Below are 19,491 nucleotides of genomic sequence, written 5' to 3'. Positions count from 1 at the left end.
GTTATATACCTTCCATCGTTTTCGCAGCAAAATGGGCTAAAAGCCAAAACGCAAGTTCATTTATTCCTTTAGAAATTTGACTATGCGGTGCGTATTTAACGACGTTACTTAATTGCGAACAAGCATCTGGAACGGATGTATCATGATGCAATAGCATAGGTAAGCATTGCTCAGCTAACTCTTGTTTAAAGACCAAGGAAAGATCAACACTATTTTCACTTAGGGGTTGATACCCATTAATAATAAAATAAGGATGATGACGCTGATTAAAGCAATAAAAAGAGGCATTTTGTTGAGAATAAGTATAATTTTGAATATCTGCGTTAATCACACATAAAACCATATCTGCGCTATCAAGCAATGCCGTATGGATATCATCAAGTTCATTCACACTCGGTAATAACATCAATTGCCATTCATTCTCTATTTCTGGCTGACTTGGAAATACATTCAATAAACCATGAGACAAAGAAGACACCTCTTGTTTAATCGTTTTAAGTTCATCTACTGTTAATAATCCATAAGGCACAAAAGACAGATTATGGTTACTTATATAAGCTGCTTTTTTCCATGACTCTCCAGATAACAAGCGTTTAGACCAACCATCTTTAACTGAAAAATCTAATGCGAAATGCAAACTCATGAGATTTTCGGAGCGAGTATCAATAGCATGAACACTTTCTTCAAGTTGCACTAATGCTTGAATTAAATTTGCAGCGATAGTTGTTGCTCCCACACCACCGCGTAAACCCGTTATGATTATTCTTTTCATAGTGCAGGTTCTTTTTTATTAACAAAATGATTACAAGATTTATTTAAGGCGTTACTTTCATTCGTTCTACTTTTAGATAATAGCTCTAATGCATTCCATGATTTTTTTATTTTATTATAACGTTCAACTTCACTTAACTCATTGTATGAACGCTCTTTTATATCAAAAGCAGAAAACAAAACCGTTATATCCTGACTAATTTCTCTAGCCATAAAGTAGTACCTTTAATGAGTAATGCAATAGATTTCAAATAGGAATATATTCTATTACATATGTATACGAATATAATACTCAGTAAATGTCTCACTAATGATATTAGGATATAAATATATATATAATGATTTATATATTAAATGCACACTTGGAAAAAATATATAAACTAACTTTTAAAGTAAGCTAACAAGAATACAATATTGTATTTAATTTGTTATAAAAAATAACTTAAAACATATACCAAACCATAATATAAGCAGAGTGAAAAACATGCTAAAAGACACACATCCACTTGAAAATAAAAGCAAAAAATTAAAATCAAGTGTTTATATAACAACATTTAGCACTAAAACACCGATCATAAATCATGTATCTAAATTGGTAAAAGAAGAGACTGTAAATACATTTATATGCTCAACAACACTAGATACATTCACAAGGTCATTAAATAAATCAAATGTATCTACATTAAAGCATAGCTTAAATGCTTATTGCCCAAACATATTTTTTAATAATAATGATGCATGCAATTCACTTAAACATTTATCTAATGATATAAATAAGACTCAGATTAAAGATAACACATCAATAATTATTGTTATTCCAGATAATATATTTACCGCAAGCTCACCTCAAAATGAAATAACGTTCATTGAAAATCTTAAGAAACTATCTATTGACAAAACACTCACTATAAATTTATTGATATATGGCAGGGATATACATTTAATAAAAAAAATGCTCAGCCAACATCCTAACTTATGTGTCGGTTATTCAAGCCTACAAAGCATAGATAAAAAAACCTACTTATATCATATTTATTATTGGGGGCTGAATACTGGCATGCGAGGTGAGAGTGAGACCTATCTTACTCTTAATGACGATCACTCACTCACATTACAATCAAAAGTAGACGATGCTCAAATCGCTTCCCTCTTAAATGTCGATGATGAAAGTACAACCTATATTTCAAAAACAGCAATTGAAAATAATCAGAAGATTTCAGATGCCATGGTCTGCTCTTCAGACAATAAGAGCTTAGAAAACAGCCTCACAACAATATCCCGAGCAACAATAGTATTTAGCTGTTCGACGCAAAATGAAGTACAGCTATTAGGGGTCAGCATATACAGATTACGGAAAGCCTTTGGGCGCCATATTAAAATCATTGTTAGAGAAATGCAGCCTTGTTTACGTTATTCCGATGAGATGTACCTACTGCAATCAGGCATCAACCTGATCATTCATTTTGGAACTCGCTTCTCAAGCATGCTTAGTTCTATTGAGATCTTACGTGGCCAAATACTCACCCGAGCATTGCCTAGTTCCACAGAAGAATTACTTAATTTTCGCTTACATACGACGGAAATAAAGGGTTACACCACCAATGAACGTTTTATTGATTATACCAATAAATTACTAAAACATTTAGATATATCACATACGGAATTCGCCCTAATAAAGTTAGAACTTATCCCTAACATTACTCCTGAGGCCTATCTAAATATGTGTAATATTCAAAGAGAAGGGGATGTTATGACAGTATGTAAGGGTGCCATTTACTTATTCCTACAAGGCGTTCGTATGACAGACCTTCCAGTAGCACTACATAATATTTTCACATTACCAATTAGAGATATTTTTTCTAGTCAAACAAACTTTACAACACTAGGAAGAGTAGAACAAGAACTGCCAAATATTACACAACATAGCGTCATCATTGAGAATGAATTAACCCAAGAAGAAAGCAACACTCATTCTTCTGATGGTTCATCTAAACCTATTATTCTCGCAAGACATAAACCATTGGACTTTTAGCATTATGAATATTGAAGATTTTATCCTAACCGTCTTATTCAGTGGGTTTTCAGGGATTATTATTGGTTATTTTTTACGAGATATTTCAGCTGCTATACGAGGCTTTTATAACGCCTATATTCGTAAGCCAAAACACTTAGTTAAATACAATTTTGAAGATAATGGAAATGTAGAGAAATGAAGACAAACACACTACAGCAACCTCTTTACGGGCTTGGTTGGTGGAATATTTATTTCATCATTAAGATAGGCCTATTTACACAAGGTATTATTAGTTTTCATCCGCTTGAGAACTTTGCTTTTGTGGCTTTTTTACTACTGCCATTAAAACCAAAATCGCTCAAAACCATACGACAATGTATTGCAATACCTCTTGGATTATGGCTGATGCATTTTGACTCTTTTCTACCACCTCTAGATCGTTTATGGAGCCAAATAGGACAGTTATTACAATTTAACCTCAGTTATCTTATTGAGCTAATGGGACGCTTTATTTCTCCTCAAGCTCTTCTTGGTTTGTTTGTGTTAATTTTTGCCTATTACTTTTTAAATCAAGTATTCCGTATTTCTGTTTTTGTTATACTTACTCTGGTTTATATCAGCCTTCCTCAAGGAGTATTTAACTCTCAGCCAGAAGGCTCTGTTATTGCTCAGCAGCCAATCATTACTCAAACCACAGCGCCTTCTGCGTCATCAGTCGACGAAAGCGGCCCAGTAAACGATGCCGTACTTAATCAAGCCAGAGATCTATTCTTTAGGAATGAAGCACAACGTAAAGTCAGCTTCCCTACTGCCGCACCATCAGCTAAATTTGACCTCCTGTTCTTAAGTATTTGCTCTGTGGCATGGGACGATATTGAGATCGCAGGCTTAGAAAATCACCCTCTATTTAAAGAGTTTGATGTCATGTTCGATAACTTCAGTGCTGCAACCTCTTACAGTGGGCCTGCGGTTATTCGATTATTAAGAGCAAGTTGTGGACAAGAAACACACCAAGAATTATTTTCAGCACCATCATCTAAACAGTGTTTCTTATTTGATAACCTAGCTAAACTTGGTTTCCAAGAGAATCTATTATTAAATCACGACGGTAAATTTGATGACTTCTTAGGTTTACTTAAAGAAGATGGCGATTTACAAGCACCGTTAATGTCTCAAGCAGGATTAGAGCAATATCAATCAGCCTTTGACGGCTCACCAATATACCGAGACAAAGATGTCCTTACTCGCTGGTTAGGGAACCGAGAGAAATCACAAGATGGCCCTACCGTCGCGCTCTATAATACGATTTCATTACATGATGGTAATCGCATTATTAAAGCCAGTGGAAAAGTAGGTTTAGTGAGCTATAAGCTTAGATTGAAAAATCTATTAGATGATCTATATGGCTTCTTCCAAACGCTTAAAGCCTCAAAACGTAATGTTGTGGTTATGCTTGTTCCGGAACATGGCGCAGGTATGCGTGGCGATAAAATGCAAATTGCAGGCATGCGTGAAATTCCATCATCTACCATTGTACACACCCCAGTTGGTATGAAGATCTTTGGCGAGAATATTAGTCGCACAGGAGATACGGTTCATATTAATGCAGCATCAAGTTATTTAGCCGTATCAACACTTGTGAGTCGAATTTTAGAGCAAGATATTTACAGCAAGACCACGTTTGATCCAAAAACCTTAACTCAAGGACTACCAAAAACAAAAATGGTCGCTCAAAACTCAGGAACCACAGTAATGAAATACAACAACAAGCCTTACGTGTCTCTTGATGGCTCCACATGGTCTGAATACCCTACAAAATAACACGCAATAAAAAAGCCCATATGAACAGTATTATTTACTGCTAATATGGGCTTTTATTTCTAATGTTTCGTTAAATAGCGATCACACCAATAACGCACTATTTACTTTAATAATCAGCTTCTTCACTGCTGCTGGCTTATCGTTAACAGCAACTAGAGGGCGATGTGGTTGCTTAGGATTAAAGATAATAAACTCTCCTGCCTCTAACGTTACAAACTGCTCATCTTGGACATCGTTACTGAATGCGATATCTTTCTTTTCAAGGTAATCATCTTCAATCGATAGCAATGGATATTCACTGTAACCAAACGTCTCAGATCCTTCCAAAATCAACTGCACATCAAGGTACTTATGGTGAATCTCTGAACGACGATTTTCTTTCAGCTCAGTTTTATCATTAACAATAAAATAGACTGACTCATCAGGTAATGGGTAGTTGCCTATTTCTGTATTTTCTATTGTTTGTTCTTTTACTTTTTGAATAATCTCAATGATAACAGGGTGTAATGCAGCCCCTTGAATATCGTCACTCCATTTGCCTTTAAACACGATGACCTCTTAATAAATACCCACACAATATGTAATTGAAAATAGTAGCATGATAAATTGATTTTTCTTATCTTTCTTCATTAATCCAGCACACAAAGAACAAGATAAGTATAAATTACAATAAGGTTCGATATAATCTCCCTTCATTATCAAAGTCGTCTTTTAAGGAAATTCATGGCAAAGCTCAGTGCAACTTATCTTGTTCGCGTTCATATCGCAAAAGTACTGATTGATCATGCTATGAAGCATTATGGCTTAACTCATTCTGATTTTAATATCCCACCGCATTTACTAGACTATCAATTAAAACTGATGCCATTAAGAGATCTAGAATCTCTACTTTGTAAGATTGAGCACCTAACTCAAGACCCAACCTATACCGCAAAACTAACTCAATCAGCTAGCTTGAAATTATTTGGTCCTTTTGTACAACTGCTTGCAAGCTCTACCAATTTAGGGATGGCAATAAAACGCATGAATACGGTACATAATGCACTGCAATCAGGCGTACAAATTAATATGCTATTAAGTGGTTCGATAGCAAAGTGGCGAATACTCACACCAACATTAATCCCTCAAGCTCGTATTCATGAAAGTATATTAGCCGCTGGATCTTTCTTACGTTTACTTCAATTGTTTCATGGGGATGATTATCAACCGATAGCAATCCATTTAGCGGGAAGGCCTCTTGGCGCATTAGGTGAAATAGAAGCCATTTTTAACTGTCCAATTGTATGGAATAGCCCAAACACTCAAGTTTGGTTTCCCGTAAAAGACATTACTTGCCCAAGACAATTTAATCTACCAACCCCGCAAGTAAAAGCATTTACCGTTGAACAAGCCATGAGTTATATGCTCATTCCCCTTCCCCAAGATATTTTAAAAATCGTATTTGAGTTAACTAAATACTCGCTTTTTTTTGGTTACCCTACACTTGAATTCGTCGCTGAAAAAATGGGCATGCGTCCATTAACCTTGCAACGTCGCTTACAAGATCAAAGTATTTCATTTACAGATATAGTTCACCACAGTATTTGTGATGAAGCCATCGCCTTAATGAGTAGTGACTTATCAATGCAACACATTGCCCAACGGGTTGGTTATAAAAATACAGCGTCTTTTTCTGTCGCTTTCAAACGAATGTATGGTGTGACCCCTATTCAATACAGAAACACATTAATCACCCCAAACAAAAACATTTAAATACATCAAAATAAACTAAATATAGATATAAACAAACCTATAATATCGACTCAATACTCTATTAGACCTCATGCTTAACCTTCATTATTTTCGAAGGTTAATCATTTATGAGTTTAGTCAGTATGCCCTTTGTTGGATCAGGTCAGGATCTAGGGCTACATGTTGTTGCAAGCGTTGTTATGCTCGGAAGTATTATTGCGCTTGCTTATGGTTTCTGGAAATTGCATGAATTACCAATTAACAAAGCACACAGTAAACAACACCAACAAATTGGATTAATTACTGCCCTCACGTGGATAGGATTTGTCTGGCATTGGGTTTGGGTATTGGCGGTCATTTGTGCTTTTGTGGATGCAGAGAAAGCATTAATCAAAATCAGAGATATTTGGCATCAACCTCATTCACAAGAACAAACGCCAATAATGGCTGAAACAACACACTCAAAATCAACTCAAGAGGAGAAGCATAATGCTTGAGGGATTAGCGGTATGGGCTTTATTTATTTACCTACTCCGAATGGTAGGCATGCCTTGGAATAAGTTCACGCAAGGTTTTGCTTACATTGGTGGCGGCTCTTGGTTGTTGTTTGTATGGGCGGGTTTATTAAATTACACCCCTATGGATTTATCTGGTGGTTCTGTTGTTCAATCACCACATATTCAACTTCGTCCTGCAAGTACCCAAATTAAAGGTACAGTGAAAGCCATTCATATAAAGCCGAACCAAGAAGTAACGAAAGGACAACTAGTGTATGAGATTGATGATGAGTTATATCAAATTGCGCTAAAAAAGGCTGATGTATCACAAGAAGCCAGCGAAGTTGCTCTTGAAGTCGCTAAGCAAAATGTGAAACTGGCACAGCAAGCGATTACCGCATCTGAAAGTGATATTGTGGTAAGCCAAAAACAAATCGAAGCTAAAACACAAGATTTAAAATACAAACAGATCACTCTAAAACGCTACGTAGATCAAAACCGAAAAGTCAAAAATACCATTACGCAAAGTGCACTTGATGAACAAGGTACATTGGTCTCTATTGGTAAAATTGATGTAGCCAGTGCTGTTGCTCAACTAGACAAAGCCAAACTCGCTAATGAAAAAGCTCTTTTAGATTTAGACAATGCCAAGTTAGGCGTAAAGGCAAAAGAAAGTGAGCTAGCAAGCGCACAAGAAAACGTAACTCAAGCACAGTGGAATTTAGATAATACCAAGGTTTATGCACCAGCAGATGGCTATGTCACTAACTTTATTCTTCGTGAAGGGCAATATGTCGGGACCGTACCTCGTATGCAAATGTACACCAACGAAAAATACGTACTAATGCGAGTTAATCATCAAGCAATACGTAACGTTAAAGTGGGTCGCCCTGCGGAGTTTTCAAGTGCTGTTTATCCGGGAAAAGTCTTTATTGCCGAGGTTGAAGGCATTGTGGAAGCAACTGGTGAAGCTCAAGCTAATTTACTTGGTCGAGAAACTAATGTACGTCAAACAACAGGATTAAACGTTAATAACAAACACCACTTTGTCCGTTTAAAACTGCAAGAAGATCAAGGTTATGATATTCCTGTTGGATCTGTTGGTTTAGCGTGGATCTCTGGTGAAAAACCAATTGGCTTCATGGCATTTCTAGATGTAATCCGCGGTATTATCATTCGAATGAAATCGCAAATTTACTTCTTTTACTCTTTGTAAGCATACCAATTTACCCTGCAGCTACTCTCCCAGCTGCAGGTTTTTTATATATCCATCCAATCTGCAAATGATTTTTTATTCCCCAACCTATCCATAATTTGCTGCCTCACTTTCTTGTGCTGAGGATCATTAATATAGCGCTTATGATAAATAAATTTATAGTTAGCCAAATGCAAATTTACAGGACAAGGATAAATCGCTAAATCTAACTGCTGTTGCCAACGTTTTGCAAATGATTGAGAAACCAATCCTAGCGATTCACCATGAGAAACGAACATTATTACGCTTGATAATGAAGAAACACTAAGTGCTATTTTCCGCTCTTTTACTGGCTCTTGCGCAATTTGTTCAAATCCATTAAGCCCCTGCCAACGTCCTGAGTAAATCACATGTGATTCACGATAATAATCTTCTTTCGTTAACTGTTCTTGAATTCGAGGATGATCTTTTGCACAAACAACAACTAAGGGTTCGGTGTATACATCTTCAATAATGAACGCAGAATCTTTTATCGTAACAACGTCTAGTACCAGATCTACTTTTTGTTCTCTAAGGTGTTCAAACATCATCGATTGGCTTCGAGGTGATTCGGAGAAATCGATTTGTTCCATTCCTACTAATGCATGAAGAATAATTTCCGCACAATAAACTGATAATGTATTTTTCTCATTCACCGCATCATTAATCGTATCCAAAGCAAACTGAAATTTGTTCGCTAAAGCATGCGCTTTAGACGTCGCCTCTATTCCCCGTCCTTTTTTGATAAATAATTGCTTATCAATCTCAGTTTCAAGACGCCTAATCGCTGCGCTCACAGCAGGTTGGGTTAATTCCAATAACTCTGATGCCTTGGTGTACGACTGGCATTGGTATACCGCCATAAATGTACGAACTAAATTTAAATCCATTACTTTATTAATACTCACTTAGGGCTAATAAGCACCAAAATCAACACCATTCATAAATTGAATTTTGGTAACAGCATAAGTTGACCTTATTTATCGATACTTTACCACTGGTATATTTACTGCGCACTTACTCAATAACAATACTGTGCGTTAACTCATTAAGATAAATAAAAGAGCAAATAATGAAAAAAACACTTTTACTGATTTCGCTTCCTCTATTTTCATTGTCATGTATTGCTGAAGAAACACCACAAGATATGTCAGATCCTCTAGCGGTTTATACCCAAGCCGGTTTGGGGATCACAGACAAAGGCATCAACCTTAAAGTAGGTCAAACCTATGACACAGGTAATGCTGACACAGCAGCAATGAATATCATTGAAATAAAAGGCATAGGCGGAGAGCTGCTAAACCTTAGAGACCCCGACCACTATCCATCGGTTGATGACTCTATCGACTCATTCCGTTTTCGTAACTTTAGCGCAAACATGAAGAGTGGCAGTGGGCATCAAATTGATATGTCTTATGACATTGAGACGGAAACTCTCTCTAGTTCTTACAGCATCATACAAGCTTTACCACAACTCGGAATGTTCAGTTTCTTCCCACTTGCTGGCGCAGGAATTACAGTCCAAAACGATCAAAACGGTGTAACTGGCTATAGCATTCCGGGGACTTTTGCTCTTGTTGGTATGTACGCGAAAGCGCAGCTAACAGACAAAATCTGGATTAACTACAACCCTATGTACATGTCAGCACTTTCTGGATCAGATACCTATAAAGAAGACGCTTATGGTGAAGGCAATAGCGATATTTTAACCCATGAATTCGCTATTTCTTATCAAATCAATGCGAGATCAAACATTCGTTACTTTGCTAATTGGAATGAATATACCGACATATCCAAAGGCGATCATCGCATCGAATACAACTACCAATTTTAATCGCAATACCATTTTTAATTAAACGTACTCTACATTTTATGGAGATTTTATGAACGTAAAAAAAATTAACGCCAAGAAGTTCGCACTTAACGCGTGCACACTTGCTCTTGGTGCTGCATCAGCGGTCGCTCATGCGGCAGATAAACCTAACATCGTCGTTATTTTTGGTGATGACGTGGGTTACTGGAACATCAGTGCTTACAACCAAGATATGTTGGGATACTCAACACCAAATATCGATAGTATTGCAAAAGACGGTGTGAAGTTTACTAACTTCTATGCACAACAAAGTTCAACAGCAGGTCGTTCTGCCTTCATCACAGGTCAAATGCCAAAACGAACAGGCCTATCAAAAGTTGGTATGCCTGGTGCACCGGAAGGCATTAGTGAAAAAGATCCAACTATCGCTACATTATTAAAAGATCTTGGTTATGCAACGGGGCAATTTGGTAAAAATCACTTAGGCGATCGTGATGATATGCTTCCTACAAATCATGGTTTTGATGAGTTCTTCGGTAATTTATATCACCTAAATGCTGAAGAAGAACCAGAAAATGTCGATTACCCTAAAGATCCTGAATTCCGTAAACAATATGGTCCTCGTGGTGTTATTAAATCTTCGGCTGACGGCAAGATTGAAGATACGGGCCCATTAACTAAAAAACGTATGGAAACAATCGATACTGAAGTATTAGGTGTCGCTTCAACCTTTATTGAAAAACAAGTAAAAGCAGATAAACCGTTCTTTACTTGGATTAACACCACTCGCATGCATAACAATACTCATATTGATGGAAAAGCTCGTGGCAAAACGGGTTTAGGCGATTATGCAGATGGTATGGTTCAACACGATGAACAAGTTGGCCAAGTACTAAAACAAATCAAAGACCTTGGTATTGAAGATAACACGATTGTTATTTACACCACCGATAATGGCCCAATGATAGCAACATGGCCGGATGCTGCAATGACGCCATTCCGTAGTGAGAAAAATACAGGTTGGGAAGGCGGCTTCCGTGTACCAGCAATGGTTAAATGGCCAAACCATATCCCTAAAGGCAAAAACATTAATGGCATGATGTCTCTAGAAGATTGGATGCCAACACTGCTTGCAGCAGCCGGTAATAATCACGTTAAACAAGACCTTCTAAAGGGCGAACGTATCCAAGGAAAAAAATACAACGTTCATCTAGATGGCTATAACCAACTACCAATGATCACTGGTAAAACAGATGAAAGTGCTCGTAAAGAGTTTGCTTATTGGAGTGATGATGGTGACCTATTAGCTATTCGTTATGATCGTTGGAAGTTCCACTTCATGATCCAAGAACATGAAACAGGACTAGATGTATGGAGATATCCATTTACAAAACTTCGCGTACCGCTGATCTTTGACTTAAAAGTCGATCCACTAGAACGTGGTGACGGCGGTATGGGTTATGACAAATGGATGTATGACCGCTCTTATGTTTTAGCAATAGCGAAACGTGAAGCAGCCAAGATCTATAAGTCTTTTGAAAAATTCCCGCCTCGCATGAAAGCCGGTAGTTTTGTTCCAAAAGAAGATTAATCATTTTTAATTAATGATTTGTAATGTGCAGTGGCTCATTTCAGAGCCACTCTCTTTTTAATATATAAGTGATTCTATGTCTTATTCTTCTGTAAAAAATTCAACGTTCTTAGACGTTGTTCCATTAAAAACAGCAACAAAAAACACAGACTATCAACGTCGATTTCACGTAATGTCTAAACCCGGCGGTTCAAAATGTAACCTTGATTGCCAATATTGCTTTTATCTTCATAAGGATGAGTTGCTTCACCAACCAAAACAACCCGTAATGGATAACGCGACCTTAGAAGCCTTTATAAAGAGTTATATTGAGAGTCAAGACAGCAATGAGATTGTCTTCTCATGGCAAGGAGGAGAACCAACCTTATTAGGTGTCGATTACTTCAGAAAAGTCGTTCAACTGCAACAAAAGCACTGCCCTAAAGGCGTAAAAATTGAAAACGATTTACAAACCAATGGCATTTTATTGAATGACGAATGGTGCCAATTTTTAAAAGATAACGGATTTCTAGTTGGTTTATCAATTGATGGACCAAGAGAGTTGCACGATAAGTATCGTGTGACTCGAAGTGGTAAACCTACTTTTCATTTAGTAATGGCGGCGGTTGAGCGCCTGCAAGATTATCAAATCCCTTTTAATGCCCTTGTTGTCGTTAACCGCCATAACGTAAAACACCCACTCGAAGTTTATCGATTCTTAACAAAAGAGCTTGGTGCTACTTACATTCAGTTCACACCTTGTGTTGAAGCCAAAGATTTTGCCACTACTGCTCCTCAGTTTTGGAACGAATCAATGACACCAGAAAAAGGCAGTGATTTGACTAAACCCGGACACCCAATGTCAATCGTCACTGATTGGTCTGTCGATCCGGATGACTGGGGCTACTTTTTAAATACCGTATTTGTGGAGTGGGTTAATAATGATTTAGGTCGTGTGTTAGTTAACTTATTTGAAACCGCAGTTGCTCAGGTAATGGGTAAAGAATCTCAACTGTGTGTGACTGCCGAGTTCTGCGGTAAAGGCCTAGCAATGGAACACAATGGTGATGTGTTTAGCTGTGATCATTACGTATACCCTGAATATAAACTTGGTAATGTCAACGAACGTGGCTTAAACGAACTTGCTTTTTCAATCCGACAACATGGTTTTGGAATGGCGAAAAGAGACAGTCTTCCTGCTTACTGCAAAGCCTGCCCATACTTAAATTTATGTTGGGGAGAGTGTCCTAAAAATCGACTAATAAAATCTCCTGATGGTGAACTTGGATTGAACTATTTGTGCAGTGGCATTCGCGCCTTCTTCGATGAAAGCCTCCCTATGCTTACCGGATTATCTGTTTTATTAAAAAAGCAGCAAGACGCACTTAACTAATAAATATATGAATACTTCTGGAGTCACTATGCACAAAGCTCAAGATGCAGTTGCCAAATTAATAAATCATGTAAACCAATCGGTTGTTGGCCAACCTCATGTCGTTAAATCTCTGATTATCGGTTTGTTAACCAATGGTCACGTCCTACTTGAAGGCTTACCAGGAACGGCAAAAACACGCTCAATTAAAACGCTAGCACATGCATTAAATGCGTCGTTTGGTCGAATTCAATTCACTCCAGATCTACTGCCTTCTGATGTAACGGGTACTGAGGTTTATCAAGAGATAAATGGCAAACCTCAATTGCATTTTCAAGCAGGACCTATTTTTAACAGCATCGTTTTGGCCGATGAAATAAACCGTGCTCCAGCAAAGGTACAAGCCGCATTACTCGAAGCCATGGCAGAAGGCACTATCACAGTCAGTGATACCACCCATACCTTGCCTGAACTCTTTATGGTACTCGCAACACAAAACCCAGTAGAGCAAGAAGGAACTTACCCATTACCAGAAGCACAAATGGACCGCTTTATGATGAAAGTAAGTGTGAGTTATCCCGATGATGAAGCCGAAAAAGAAATCATTCGTTTAGTTCGCTATGAAGAAAGTGAGCAAGTAAATAAATTACAAAAAGAAACCGTAACGATTGATCCAAGAGCTATTTTAGAAGGACGAAAAGAGCTGCCTTTGATACATGTTTCTGACATTGCAGAAAACTATATCGTCGCTTTAATTATGGCAACTCGCCACCCTGAGCGTTACCCACATACTCAATTATCACAATGGATAGACGTTGGTGCTAGCCCTCGAGCTTCTATCGCATTAGACAAATGTGCTCGTGCCCACGCTTGGTTAGAAAACAGAGAACATGTACTTCCCGATGATATTAGAGCGGTTGCTCATTCTGTGTTAGGCCACCGTATTAGCTTAAGCTATGATGCTCTGGCTGATGGTATATCTACACAAGATATTGTAGCAATACTCTTAAACACCGTTGCTATTGGTTAATCCTGATGGATTTAATAAAAAAAACCTCATCAAATCAAACTATAGATCCTAGGATCCATTGCGAACACTCTCAGCTTGTTAAAGTGCAAGCTCATATCAATGGATTCTCGTTATTTCCTCATTTAAAAACCAGCCGTTTACTCTCTGGTCGTCACCTCTCAGGCTATCGTGGTAGAGGGTTAAACTTTGAAGAACTGCGTCATTATCACATTGGGGATGATATTCGCAACCTCGATTGGAAGGTCACCTTAAGAACAGGTAAACCTCATGTAAGGTCTTACACAGAAGAAAAAGATCACAATATTATTCTTTGTGTTGATCAGCGTTCAACCATGTTTTTCTCTTCCGTTAATACCATGAAATCCGTTGTTGCGGCAGAACTTGCGAGCTTATGTGCATGGCGTGTAATTAAAGAGAGTGACCGTGTGGGGCTGTTTCTAATTAAAGACGACAATACACAATGGATGTCACCAAAACGCAGTCAGGCTGATGTATTACATTATCTCAAACAGCTTGCTTTCGCTAACCAGCAATTAAGCGCAAAAACAAATAGTCCCCACCCTATTTCTTTATCTGACGCTCTTCATGAGCTTAATCGAAGAAAACTCAAAGATAGCGTCATTATTATCTTTAGTGATTGGATGAACATGAATGAAAAAGACACCTTATTGCTGAAACATCTTCAGAAAAATAATGATGTATTAAGCATTTTAATCAGTGACCCGATGGAAAAATCATTAGATGTCAGCTCAACATCAAAATGGGTACTGAGTAATGGGACGCATCAAATCAATTTAGACAAAAAAAGAGACCTCGTAAAAGTAAGCCAAAGCCTTGAGAGTCATAACCAAAAACGCTGTGACTCCTTACGTCATTTAATGGCGATGAAAGGGTTACCGTTTATGGATGTTTCCACTTCTGGAACTCACATTGCTCAGTTTTGTCACTTGTTGAGAAGTAAATAATGACAACTCATACTCCCCCAAGTTCTTATATTTTAAAAGGACTCATTGATATTTCTGTACCAAATTCGATTTCTTGGCAACCTCAAACAATGGGCTGGAAAATACTCTTTTTCTTATTAGCGGCACTGACCGTATTTTTAATTTATCGTGCAGTAAAGCACTACCACGCCAACCGTTATCGTCGACAAGCACTTCAAGCGCTTGATGTCATCAATAGCGAACGACCATATCAAGCAATATGTGAACTGTTCCATTTAATAAAGTCAGTAGCTATTTATTTAGACCCTAAGAATGCCTCAAAATCAGGAGACGACTTATTACTGTTCTTAATATCAACAAAAACCAATAACTGCATTCATTTTCATTCCGTATTAACCAAGCGGGCTTTTAACGAGATCTGGCAACCAGAAGCGGAATGCACTCTCGTTCCTGAGCAAGTTCTTGTTCTAATTAATCAATTTAAAGGCTGGATTACTCATCATTCAGTGGTTAACGACACCCAAAATAATGATGGAGTGAAAAATAATGATTAATGTTTCACTTTCTAATATCGAATTAGTGTATCCAATGTGGTTATGGCTATTACCACTCCCTTTATTGATTTCACGTATTGCACCATCTTATAGAACAAAACAACAAGCCATTAAAGTCCCTTTCTTTCCGGTATTGATTGATGCTCTCGACATTCCAATCTCTGATGGAGCAAGTCGTTTAACACCAACAAAATGGCAACGAGGACTATTAATTCTCTCATGGTTACTCATCCTAATCGCATTAACCAAACCAACACTATTAGGTGCACCTCAAACACGCGAGCAAATTGGACGAGATGTCATGGTCGTGGTCGATTTATCAGGCTCAATGGCAGAAAAAGACTTCACTTCAAAAAATGGCAAAAAGATCAGCAGATTGGATGCCGTGAAAGAAGTTTTAACTGAATTCGCAGAAACTCGTAAAGGTGATCGCCTTGGTTTAATTCTGTTTGGTGATGCTGCTTTTTTGCAAACACCATTTACCGCCGATCACGATGTTTGGCTCGATTTACTTAATCAAACACGTGTAGAAATGGCAGGTCAAAGTACTCACCTTGGTGATGCGATTGGCTTAACCATAAAGCGCTTTGAAGACAGTGATATCCCACAACAACTTATACACAACGCACCTCGTGAGAAAGTCGCGATCATCCTCACCGATGGCAATGATACAGACAGTTACGTTCCTCCACTTGATGCAGCAAAAGTTGCAAAAGCAAAAGGCGTTCGACTTCATATGATAGCTGTTGGTGACCCACAAACTATAGGAGAGCAAGCCCTTGATATGGATACTATTAATACTGTTGCTAATGCATCTGGCGGTCAGGCATTTCAGGCACTGAACAAAGATGAATTAACTAAAGCATACCGTGAAATTGGTAAATTAGAACCTCAGCTTTATCAAAGTACAACTTACAGACCAAAGCAAAGTATTCATCAATATCCTATGATGTTGCTCTTGTTATTGCACCTGTTCTTCTTTGGATTTATATCGTGTAAACGCACATGGCAAACTCACGTTCAATCCAAAGGGGATCGCCATGCTTGATCTGCAATTAACCCGTTGGCCTTTACTCAGCCAAATAATCACTCAATTTCATTTCATTCGCCCATTATGGCTAGTGTCATTGTTGCCATTAGCTGTAATTATTTACCTAAAATGGCGACAAGACACATTAAGTAGCCGACAGAATCAACTGCCACCACATTTGCAAAACGCATTATTAATCGGTGATGACGGTTGGAAAAAACAGCTACCTCTAAAACTATTAACCGTTGTCATGAGCTTTACTATTATTATTTGTGCGGGTCCTACATGGCAAAAAGAACCGTCTCCCTTTGGTGAAGATAAAGCGCCTTTATTGATTGTTTTAGATGCTAGCACTTCAATGCTTGAGAAAGATGTTGCACCAAGCCGTTTATCAAGAGCAAAACAAAAAATACAGGATTTATTAACCCTGCGAGAAGGCGGGAAAACAGGCCTAATCGTCTATTCAGGCACAGCACACCTTGCGATGCCATTAACGCAGGATTCTGCTGTCTTTGTGCCTTATCTTGCTGCGATAAGTCCTGAAATAATGCCAATTGAAGGAAAATCCGCATACAAAACACTGCCATTAATAAAGCAACAATTGAAGGAATTATCTTCTTCCCAATCCAATACTTCTGGCACCGTTATATTAATAACCGATGGCGTAACAACAAAAGATAATCAAGGGTTCAAAGACTATTTTACTCATTCATTTAATCAACTGCTCATTCTTGCGATAGGTGACACCAATAGACCAAGTAATTTTCCCCTCAATATTGACTCTCTTAACGAGTTAAGTCGATTGAGCCATGGAAAAATCACTCAATTGAGCATTGATAACAGCGATGTGACTTGGCTAAATAATCAAATAAAACGTCATATGCAGTTAAGTAATGACTCTGTAATGCCGTGGGAAGATCTTGGTTATTATCTGCTCATTCCCGTTCTGTTGTTAATGTCGTTATGGTTTAGGCGCGGATGGTTAGTTCAATGGTGTATGGCTTTTGTATTAGTCAGCAGTATTAGTCTTTATTCACCAATGAGTATGGCAAAAATGGTGTCTAATAAATCTACAAGCAGCCCTTCACAACAAGTAACAACATTGAACTTATGGGAAAAGACCACACAATGGTGGATGGATTTATGGTTAACCCCAGACCAACAAGGTCAATGGTATTTCAATAAAAATAACTACGCTAAAGCAGCACAGCATTATCAAGACCCATTGCATAAAGGCGTCGCATTTTATTATGCGGCAGAATATCAACAAGCTTATGCCGCATTTATGGCAGGGGTCCCTGATCTTCAAACTGCATTAGAAAACACCCAGCAAACAAATAATCACCAAGAGGCTAAAGAAGATTCGAACATCGAGGTTTTATTATTTAATACCGCGAATTCACTTGCCAGACAGAGAGAGTATATTGCTGCTCGGGATTTACTTAGCTCCATTGTGAAGCGCTATCCAAACAACAAGCCTGCTAAACATAACCTTAATCTGATACAAAATATGATTGATGAGATTAACCGTTTAAGTGAAAGCCAAGCCAACACAGGTGAACTTGAACAATCGCAAGAACTGCCAGAAAACGAACCTCAAACCGCTGATGGTGCCGATGAACAAGTTCTTCAATCACAAATAAAGAAACAAACACTCTCAGCGGAGCAAATCTTGGCTAATGAGAAAATAGCGGATAAGTGGTTACGTCGAGTAGAAGCTGATCCTAAATACTTTTTACAAAACAAATTCCACTTACAAACGCTTTCTAAAAAAGGAAATGAATAATGCACCGAGCACACGCATCTCTTTTACTTTTACTTATGCTTTTCGTAACCAGTTTTTCTCTTTATGCCAAAGAAGAACCAGTACCGACAATGCAAGAATTGATAAACAATAATAAAATTACGCTTACTAGTTGGCTAAGCTCGGAAAGCACAAACTTAGATAAGAAAAGACCAACCGTTATTGCTATTAACCAACCTGTTATTCTGACTATTGATATTGCGACGCCTCGTTGGTTTACTGATGGAACCGTAATTGAAACCATTTCAATCCCAAACCTTATTGCTCAACAACGTAATTTACAAGCAACCAATTATAGCCAGATGGAAGGTGAACAAACTTGGTCTCATCAACGTTGGGAGATTCCTCTTTTTGCTCAGCAATCAGGGCAATTTATCGTGCCATCTATCGGGATCAAAATTACCGTTTCGGTAGCTACAGGGAAAAGTGTGCAAGGCGTATTATTTACCTCCCAACATCGCTTTTCAGTTCAGCGCCCAACGGCAAAAATGACTCATCCAGATGAATGGATTATTGCACCAGAAGCAGCACTAACCCAAGATTGGCAGGCTTCAACAGCCCAAAAAACTAACGTGGATATTGGAGCATCAACATTAACCGTGGGTGATGCAATAACTCGAACCATCACATTAAAAGTGCCCGATTCTCTAGCAATGTTATTACCACCACTCCTTCCTGCTATACAAAATAAAGCTATTCTGCGTTATACCGACCCAATTCAACTCAAAGACATCAACAATAGAGGTGAGCATACCGCGCAGAAAAAAGAGTCTGAAACTTATGTTCTACAAACTGGTGGAGAAGTCACCTTGCCAAGTATTACGATTCCATTTTGGAACACCATGACACAACAATCTGAAAAATTAATATTAGAAGGGAAAACGATACGAGTTAAACACACACTATCATCATGGCTGATCGCATATTGGAAAATATTGGTGTTAATTACTCTAATTACCATCACTTGTTTTGACTTCATTAAGAAGATCACTCACTACTATAAATCACACCCTTACCCTGATTGGTTCGTATTTTTACAATCCATTAAATCCCACTCATACCCTCAAATACGCCTTTATCTCTACCGCCGATTATTTAATAAAACAGATTTACTTGAACTGAAAAAATACCAAACAAATAATCAAAAAAAGTGGTTAAAAAATAGTGAAACACTACAACAATCAACCTTACCTCCCCGTAAACTGTGGCAATTATGGTTCAAGATAAAGAAATAGTTATAAAACAGAAATATCGCTAAGTTCCAGATTTACAGGAAAATTATTAAACATAAATATTATATAAAAAT

At 37.8% G+C, this 19,491-nt stretch carries 19 protein-coding genes; 15 read left to right on the top strand and 4 right to left on the bottom strand.

Annotated elements, in window-relative coordinates:
* Window position 1: 1 nt before the first annotated feature.
* Together bcsQ and BTO23_RS13025 are read right to left on the bottom strand one after the other, a co-directional pair.
* Window positions 2-772, bottom strand: coding sequence for a cellulose biosynthesis protein BcsQ (gene bcsQ / locus BTO23_RS13030; protein ID WP_105063728.1), 771 nt, complete (start codon window positions 770-772; stop codon window positions 2-4).
* On the bottom strand, window positions 769-984 hold the full coding sequence (locus BTO23_RS13025; RefSeq protein WP_060992165.1) for a hypothetical protein: 216 nt from the start codon (window positions 982-984) through the stop codon (window positions 769-771). The genes bcsQ and BTO23_RS13025 overlap by 4 nt, the downstream gene beginning before the upstream one ends.
* A 271-nt stretch (window positions 985-1,255) precedes the next feature.
* Between BTO23_RS13025 and bcsE the strand changes: the two genes are divergently transcribed.
* The 3 genes from bcsE to bcsG are packed head-to-tail and all read left to right on the top strand — an operon-like array spanning window position 1,256 to window position 4,606.
* Window positions 1,256-2,803: a cellulose biosynthesis protein BcsE gene (bcsE, locus tag BTO23_RS13020; RefSeq protein WP_061029660.1), complete on the top strand. Its 1,548-nt coding sequence runs from the start codon at window positions 1,256-1,258 to the stop codon at window positions 2,801-2,803.
* A gap of 4 nt (window positions 2,804-2,807) precedes the next feature.
* Window positions 2,808-2,984 carry a hypothetical protein gene (locus tag BTO23_RS21355; RefSeq protein WP_170066741.1) on the top strand — a complete coding sequence of 59 codons (177 nt, stop codon included), beginning with the start codon at window positions 2,808-2,810 and terminating at the stop codon, window positions 2,982-2,984.
* Window positions 2,981-4,606, top strand: a complete 1,626-nt coding sequence (gene bcsG / locus BTO23_RS13015) for a cellulose biosynthesis protein BcsG (RefSeq protein ID WP_060992163.1) — start codon at window positions 2,981-2,983, stop codon at window positions 4,604-4,606. Before BTO23_RS21355 ends, bcsG begins: the two co-directional genes overlap by 4 nt.
* A gap of 81 nt (window positions 4,607-4,687) precedes the next feature.
* On the opposite strand, the gene BTO23_RS13010 is transcribed toward bcsG, so the two are convergent.
* Entirely contained in the window at window positions 4,688-5,155 is a 468-nt protein-coding gene (locus BTO23_RS13010; protein ID WP_061003634.1) for a NanQ anomerase/TabA/YiaL family protein, read from the bottom strand.
* A gap of 174 nt (window positions 5,156-5,329) precedes the next feature.
* On the opposite strand from BTO23_RS13010, the gene BTO23_RS13005 reads away from it, so the two are divergent.
* The 3 genes from BTO23_RS13005 to BTO23_RS12995 all read left to right on the top strand — a co-directional run bounded on the left by BTO23_RS13005 (window position 5,330) and on the right by BTO23_RS12995 (window position 8,050).
* Window positions 5,330-6,358: an AraC family transcriptional regulator gene (locus tag BTO23_RS13005; RefSeq protein WP_060992161.1), complete on the top strand. Its 1,029-nt coding sequence runs from the start codon at window positions 5,330-5,332 to the stop codon at window positions 6,356-6,358.
* A 107-nt stretch (window positions 6,359-6,465) separates the two neighbouring features.
* Complete coding sequence (locus tag BTO23_RS13000; RefSeq protein WP_061003632.1) at window positions 6,466-6,834, top strand: MFS transporter; 369 nt, start codon at window positions 6,466-6,468, stop codon at window positions 6,832-6,834.
* Complete coding sequence (locus BTO23_RS12995; RefSeq protein ID WP_060992159.1) at window positions 6,827-8,050, top strand: HlyD family secretion protein; 1,224 nt, start codon at window positions 6,827-6,829, stop codon at window positions 8,048-8,050. The genes BTO23_RS13000 and BTO23_RS12995 overlap by 8 nt, the downstream gene beginning before the upstream one ends.
* A 44-nt stretch (window positions 8,051-8,094) precedes the next feature.
* Here BTO23_RS12995 and BTO23_RS12990 read toward each other — a convergent pair whose 3' ends face one another.
* Window positions 8,095-8,958 (bottom strand): LysR family transcriptional regulator, encoded by an 864-nt coding sequence (locus BTO23_RS12990; RefSeq protein WP_060992158.1) that lies wholly within the window; start codon window positions 8,956-8,958, stop codon window positions 8,095-8,097.
* A gap of 182 nt (window positions 8,959-9,140) precedes the next feature.
* Here BTO23_RS12990 and BTO23_RS12985 point away from each other — a divergent pair, with 182 nt between their 5' ends.
* The 9 genes from BTO23_RS12985 (at window position 9,141) to BTO23_RS12945 (ending at window position 19,420) form a co-directional block, all read left to right on the top strand.
* Entirely contained in the window at window positions 9,141-9,902 is a 762-nt protein-coding gene (locus BTO23_RS12985; protein ID WP_105063727.1) for a hypothetical protein, read from the top strand.
* A gap of 49 nt (window positions 9,903-9,951) precedes the next feature.
* Entirely contained in the window at window positions 9,952-11,472 is a 1,521-nt protein-coding gene (locus tag BTO23_RS12980) for an arylsulfatase (RefSeq protein WP_105063726.1), read from the top strand.
* Between the two features lie 76 nt (window positions 11,473-11,548).
* Window positions 11,549-12,844, top strand: a complete 1,296-nt coding sequence (locus BTO23_RS12975; RefSeq protein ID WP_105063725.1) for an anaerobic sulfatase maturase — start codon at window positions 11,549-11,551, stop codon at window positions 12,842-12,844.
* A 28-nt stretch (window positions 12,845-12,872) separates the two neighbouring features.
* Window positions 12,873-13,853 carry an AAA family ATPase gene (locus BTO23_RS12970; protein WP_105063724.1) on the top strand — a complete coding sequence of 327 codons (981 nt, stop codon included), beginning with the start codon at window positions 12,873-12,875 and terminating at the stop codon, window positions 13,851-13,853.
* 5 nt (window positions 13,854-13,858) lie between these two features.
* Window positions 13,859-14,818, top strand: a complete 960-nt coding sequence (locus BTO23_RS12965) for a DUF58 domain-containing protein (RefSeq protein ID WP_061029675.1) — start codon at window positions 13,859-13,861, stop codon at window positions 14,816-14,818.
* Window positions 14,818-15,351 carry a DUF4381 domain-containing protein gene (locus BTO23_RS12960; protein ID WP_105063723.1) on the top strand — a complete coding sequence of 178 codons (534 nt, stop codon included), beginning with the start codon at window positions 14,818-14,820 and terminating at the stop codon, window positions 15,349-15,351. Before BTO23_RS12965 ends, BTO23_RS12960 begins: the two co-directional genes overlap by 1 nt.
* Window positions 15,344-16,399, top strand: a complete 1,056-nt coding sequence (locus tag BTO23_RS12955) for a vWA domain-containing protein (protein ID WP_105063722.1) — start codon at window positions 15,344-15,346, stop codon at window positions 16,397-16,399. The genes BTO23_RS12960 and BTO23_RS12955 overlap by 8 nt, the downstream gene beginning before the upstream one ends.
* A complete protein-coding gene (locus tag BTO23_RS12950) occupies window positions 16,392-18,167 on the top strand; it encodes a vWA domain-containing protein (RefSeq protein WP_105063721.1) in 1,776 nt (591 codons plus the stop codon). The genes BTO23_RS12955 and BTO23_RS12950 overlap by 8 nt, the downstream gene beginning before the upstream one ends.
* Window positions 18,167-19,420 carry a BatD family protein gene (locus BTO23_RS12945; RefSeq protein ID WP_105063720.1) on the top strand — a complete coding sequence of 418 codons (1,254 nt, stop codon included), beginning with the start codon at window positions 18,167-18,169 and terminating at the stop codon, window positions 19,418-19,420. The genes BTO23_RS12950 and BTO23_RS12945 overlap by 1 nt, the downstream gene beginning before the upstream one ends.
* Window positions 19,421-19,491: the final 71 nt, after the last annotated feature.

Source organism: Aliivibrio sifiae, assembly GCF_002954715.1.
In the GTDB taxonomy this organism is placed as follows: Bacteria; Pseudomonadota; Gammaproteobacteria; order Enterobacterales; family Vibrionaceae; genus Aliivibrio; species Aliivibrio sifiae.
The sequence above is the reverse complement of the archived record's forward strand: the minus strand, read 5'-3'. Positions and strand labels throughout refer to the sequence as shown.

Coding starts and splice junctions, on each gene's coding strand:
- bcsQ (WP_105063728.1), bottom strand. CDS start 772: ATGAAAAGAATAATCATAACGGGTTTACGCGGTGGTGTGGGAGCAACA.
- BTO23_RS13025 (WP_060992165.1), bottom strand. CDS start 984: ATGGCTAGAGAAATTAGTCAGGATATAACGGTTTTGTTTTCTGCTTTT.
- bcsE (WP_061029660.1), top strand. CDS start 1,256: ATGCTAAAAGACACACATCCACTTGAAAATAAAAGCAAAAAATTAAAA.
- BTO23_RS21355 (WP_170066741.1), top strand. CDS start 2,808: ATGAATATTGAAGATTTTATCCTAACCGTCTTATTCAGTGGGTTTTCA.
- bcsG (WP_060992163.1), top strand. CDS start 2,981: ATGAAGACAAACACACTACAGCAACCTCTTTACGGGCTTGGTTGGTGG.
- BTO23_RS13005 (WP_060992161.1), top strand. CDS start 5,330: ATGGCAAAGCTCAGTGCAACTTATCTTGTTCGCGTTCATATCGCAAAA.
- BTO23_RS13000 (WP_061003632.1), top strand. CDS start 6,466: ATGAGTTTAGTCAGTATGCCCTTTGTTGGATCAGGTCAGGATCTAGGG.
- BTO23_RS12995 (WP_060992159.1), top strand. CDS start 6,827: ATGCTTGAGGGATTAGCGGTATGGGCTTTATTTATTTACCTACTCCGA.
- BTO23_RS12990 (WP_060992158.1), bottom strand. CDS start 8,958: ATGGATTTAAATTTAGTTCGTACATTTATGGCGGTATACCAATGCCAG.
- BTO23_RS12985 (WP_105063727.1), top strand. CDS start 9,141: ATGAAAAAAACACTTTTACTGATTTCGCTTCCTCTATTTTCATTGTCA.
- BTO23_RS12980 (WP_105063726.1), top strand. CDS start 9,952: ATGAACGTAAAAAAAATTAACGCCAAGAAGTTCGCACTTAACGCGTGC.
- BTO23_RS12975 (WP_105063725.1), top strand. CDS start 11,549: ATGTCTTATTCTTCTGTAAAAAATTCAACGTTCTTAGACGTTGTTCCA.
- BTO23_RS12970 (WP_105063724.1), top strand. CDS start 12,873: ATGCACAAAGCTCAAGATGCAGTTGCCAAATTAATAAATCATGTAAAC.
- BTO23_RS12965 (WP_061029675.1), top strand. CDS start 13,859: ATGGATTTAATAAAAAAAACCTCATCAAATCAAACTATAGATCCTAGG.
- BTO23_RS12960 (WP_105063723.1), top strand. CDS start 14,818: ATGACAACTCATACTCCCCCAAGTTCTTATATTTTAAAAGGACTCATT.
- BTO23_RS12955 (WP_105063722.1), top strand. CDS start 15,344: ATGATTAATGTTTCACTTTCTAATATCGAATTAGTGTATCCAATGTGG.
- BTO23_RS12950 (WP_105063721.1), top strand. CDS start 16,392: ATGCTTGATCTGCAATTAACCCGTTGGCCTTTACTCAGCCAAATAATC.
- BTO23_RS12945 (WP_105063720.1), top strand. CDS start 18,167: ATGCACCGAGCACACGCATCTCTTTTACTTTTACTTATGCTTTTCGTA.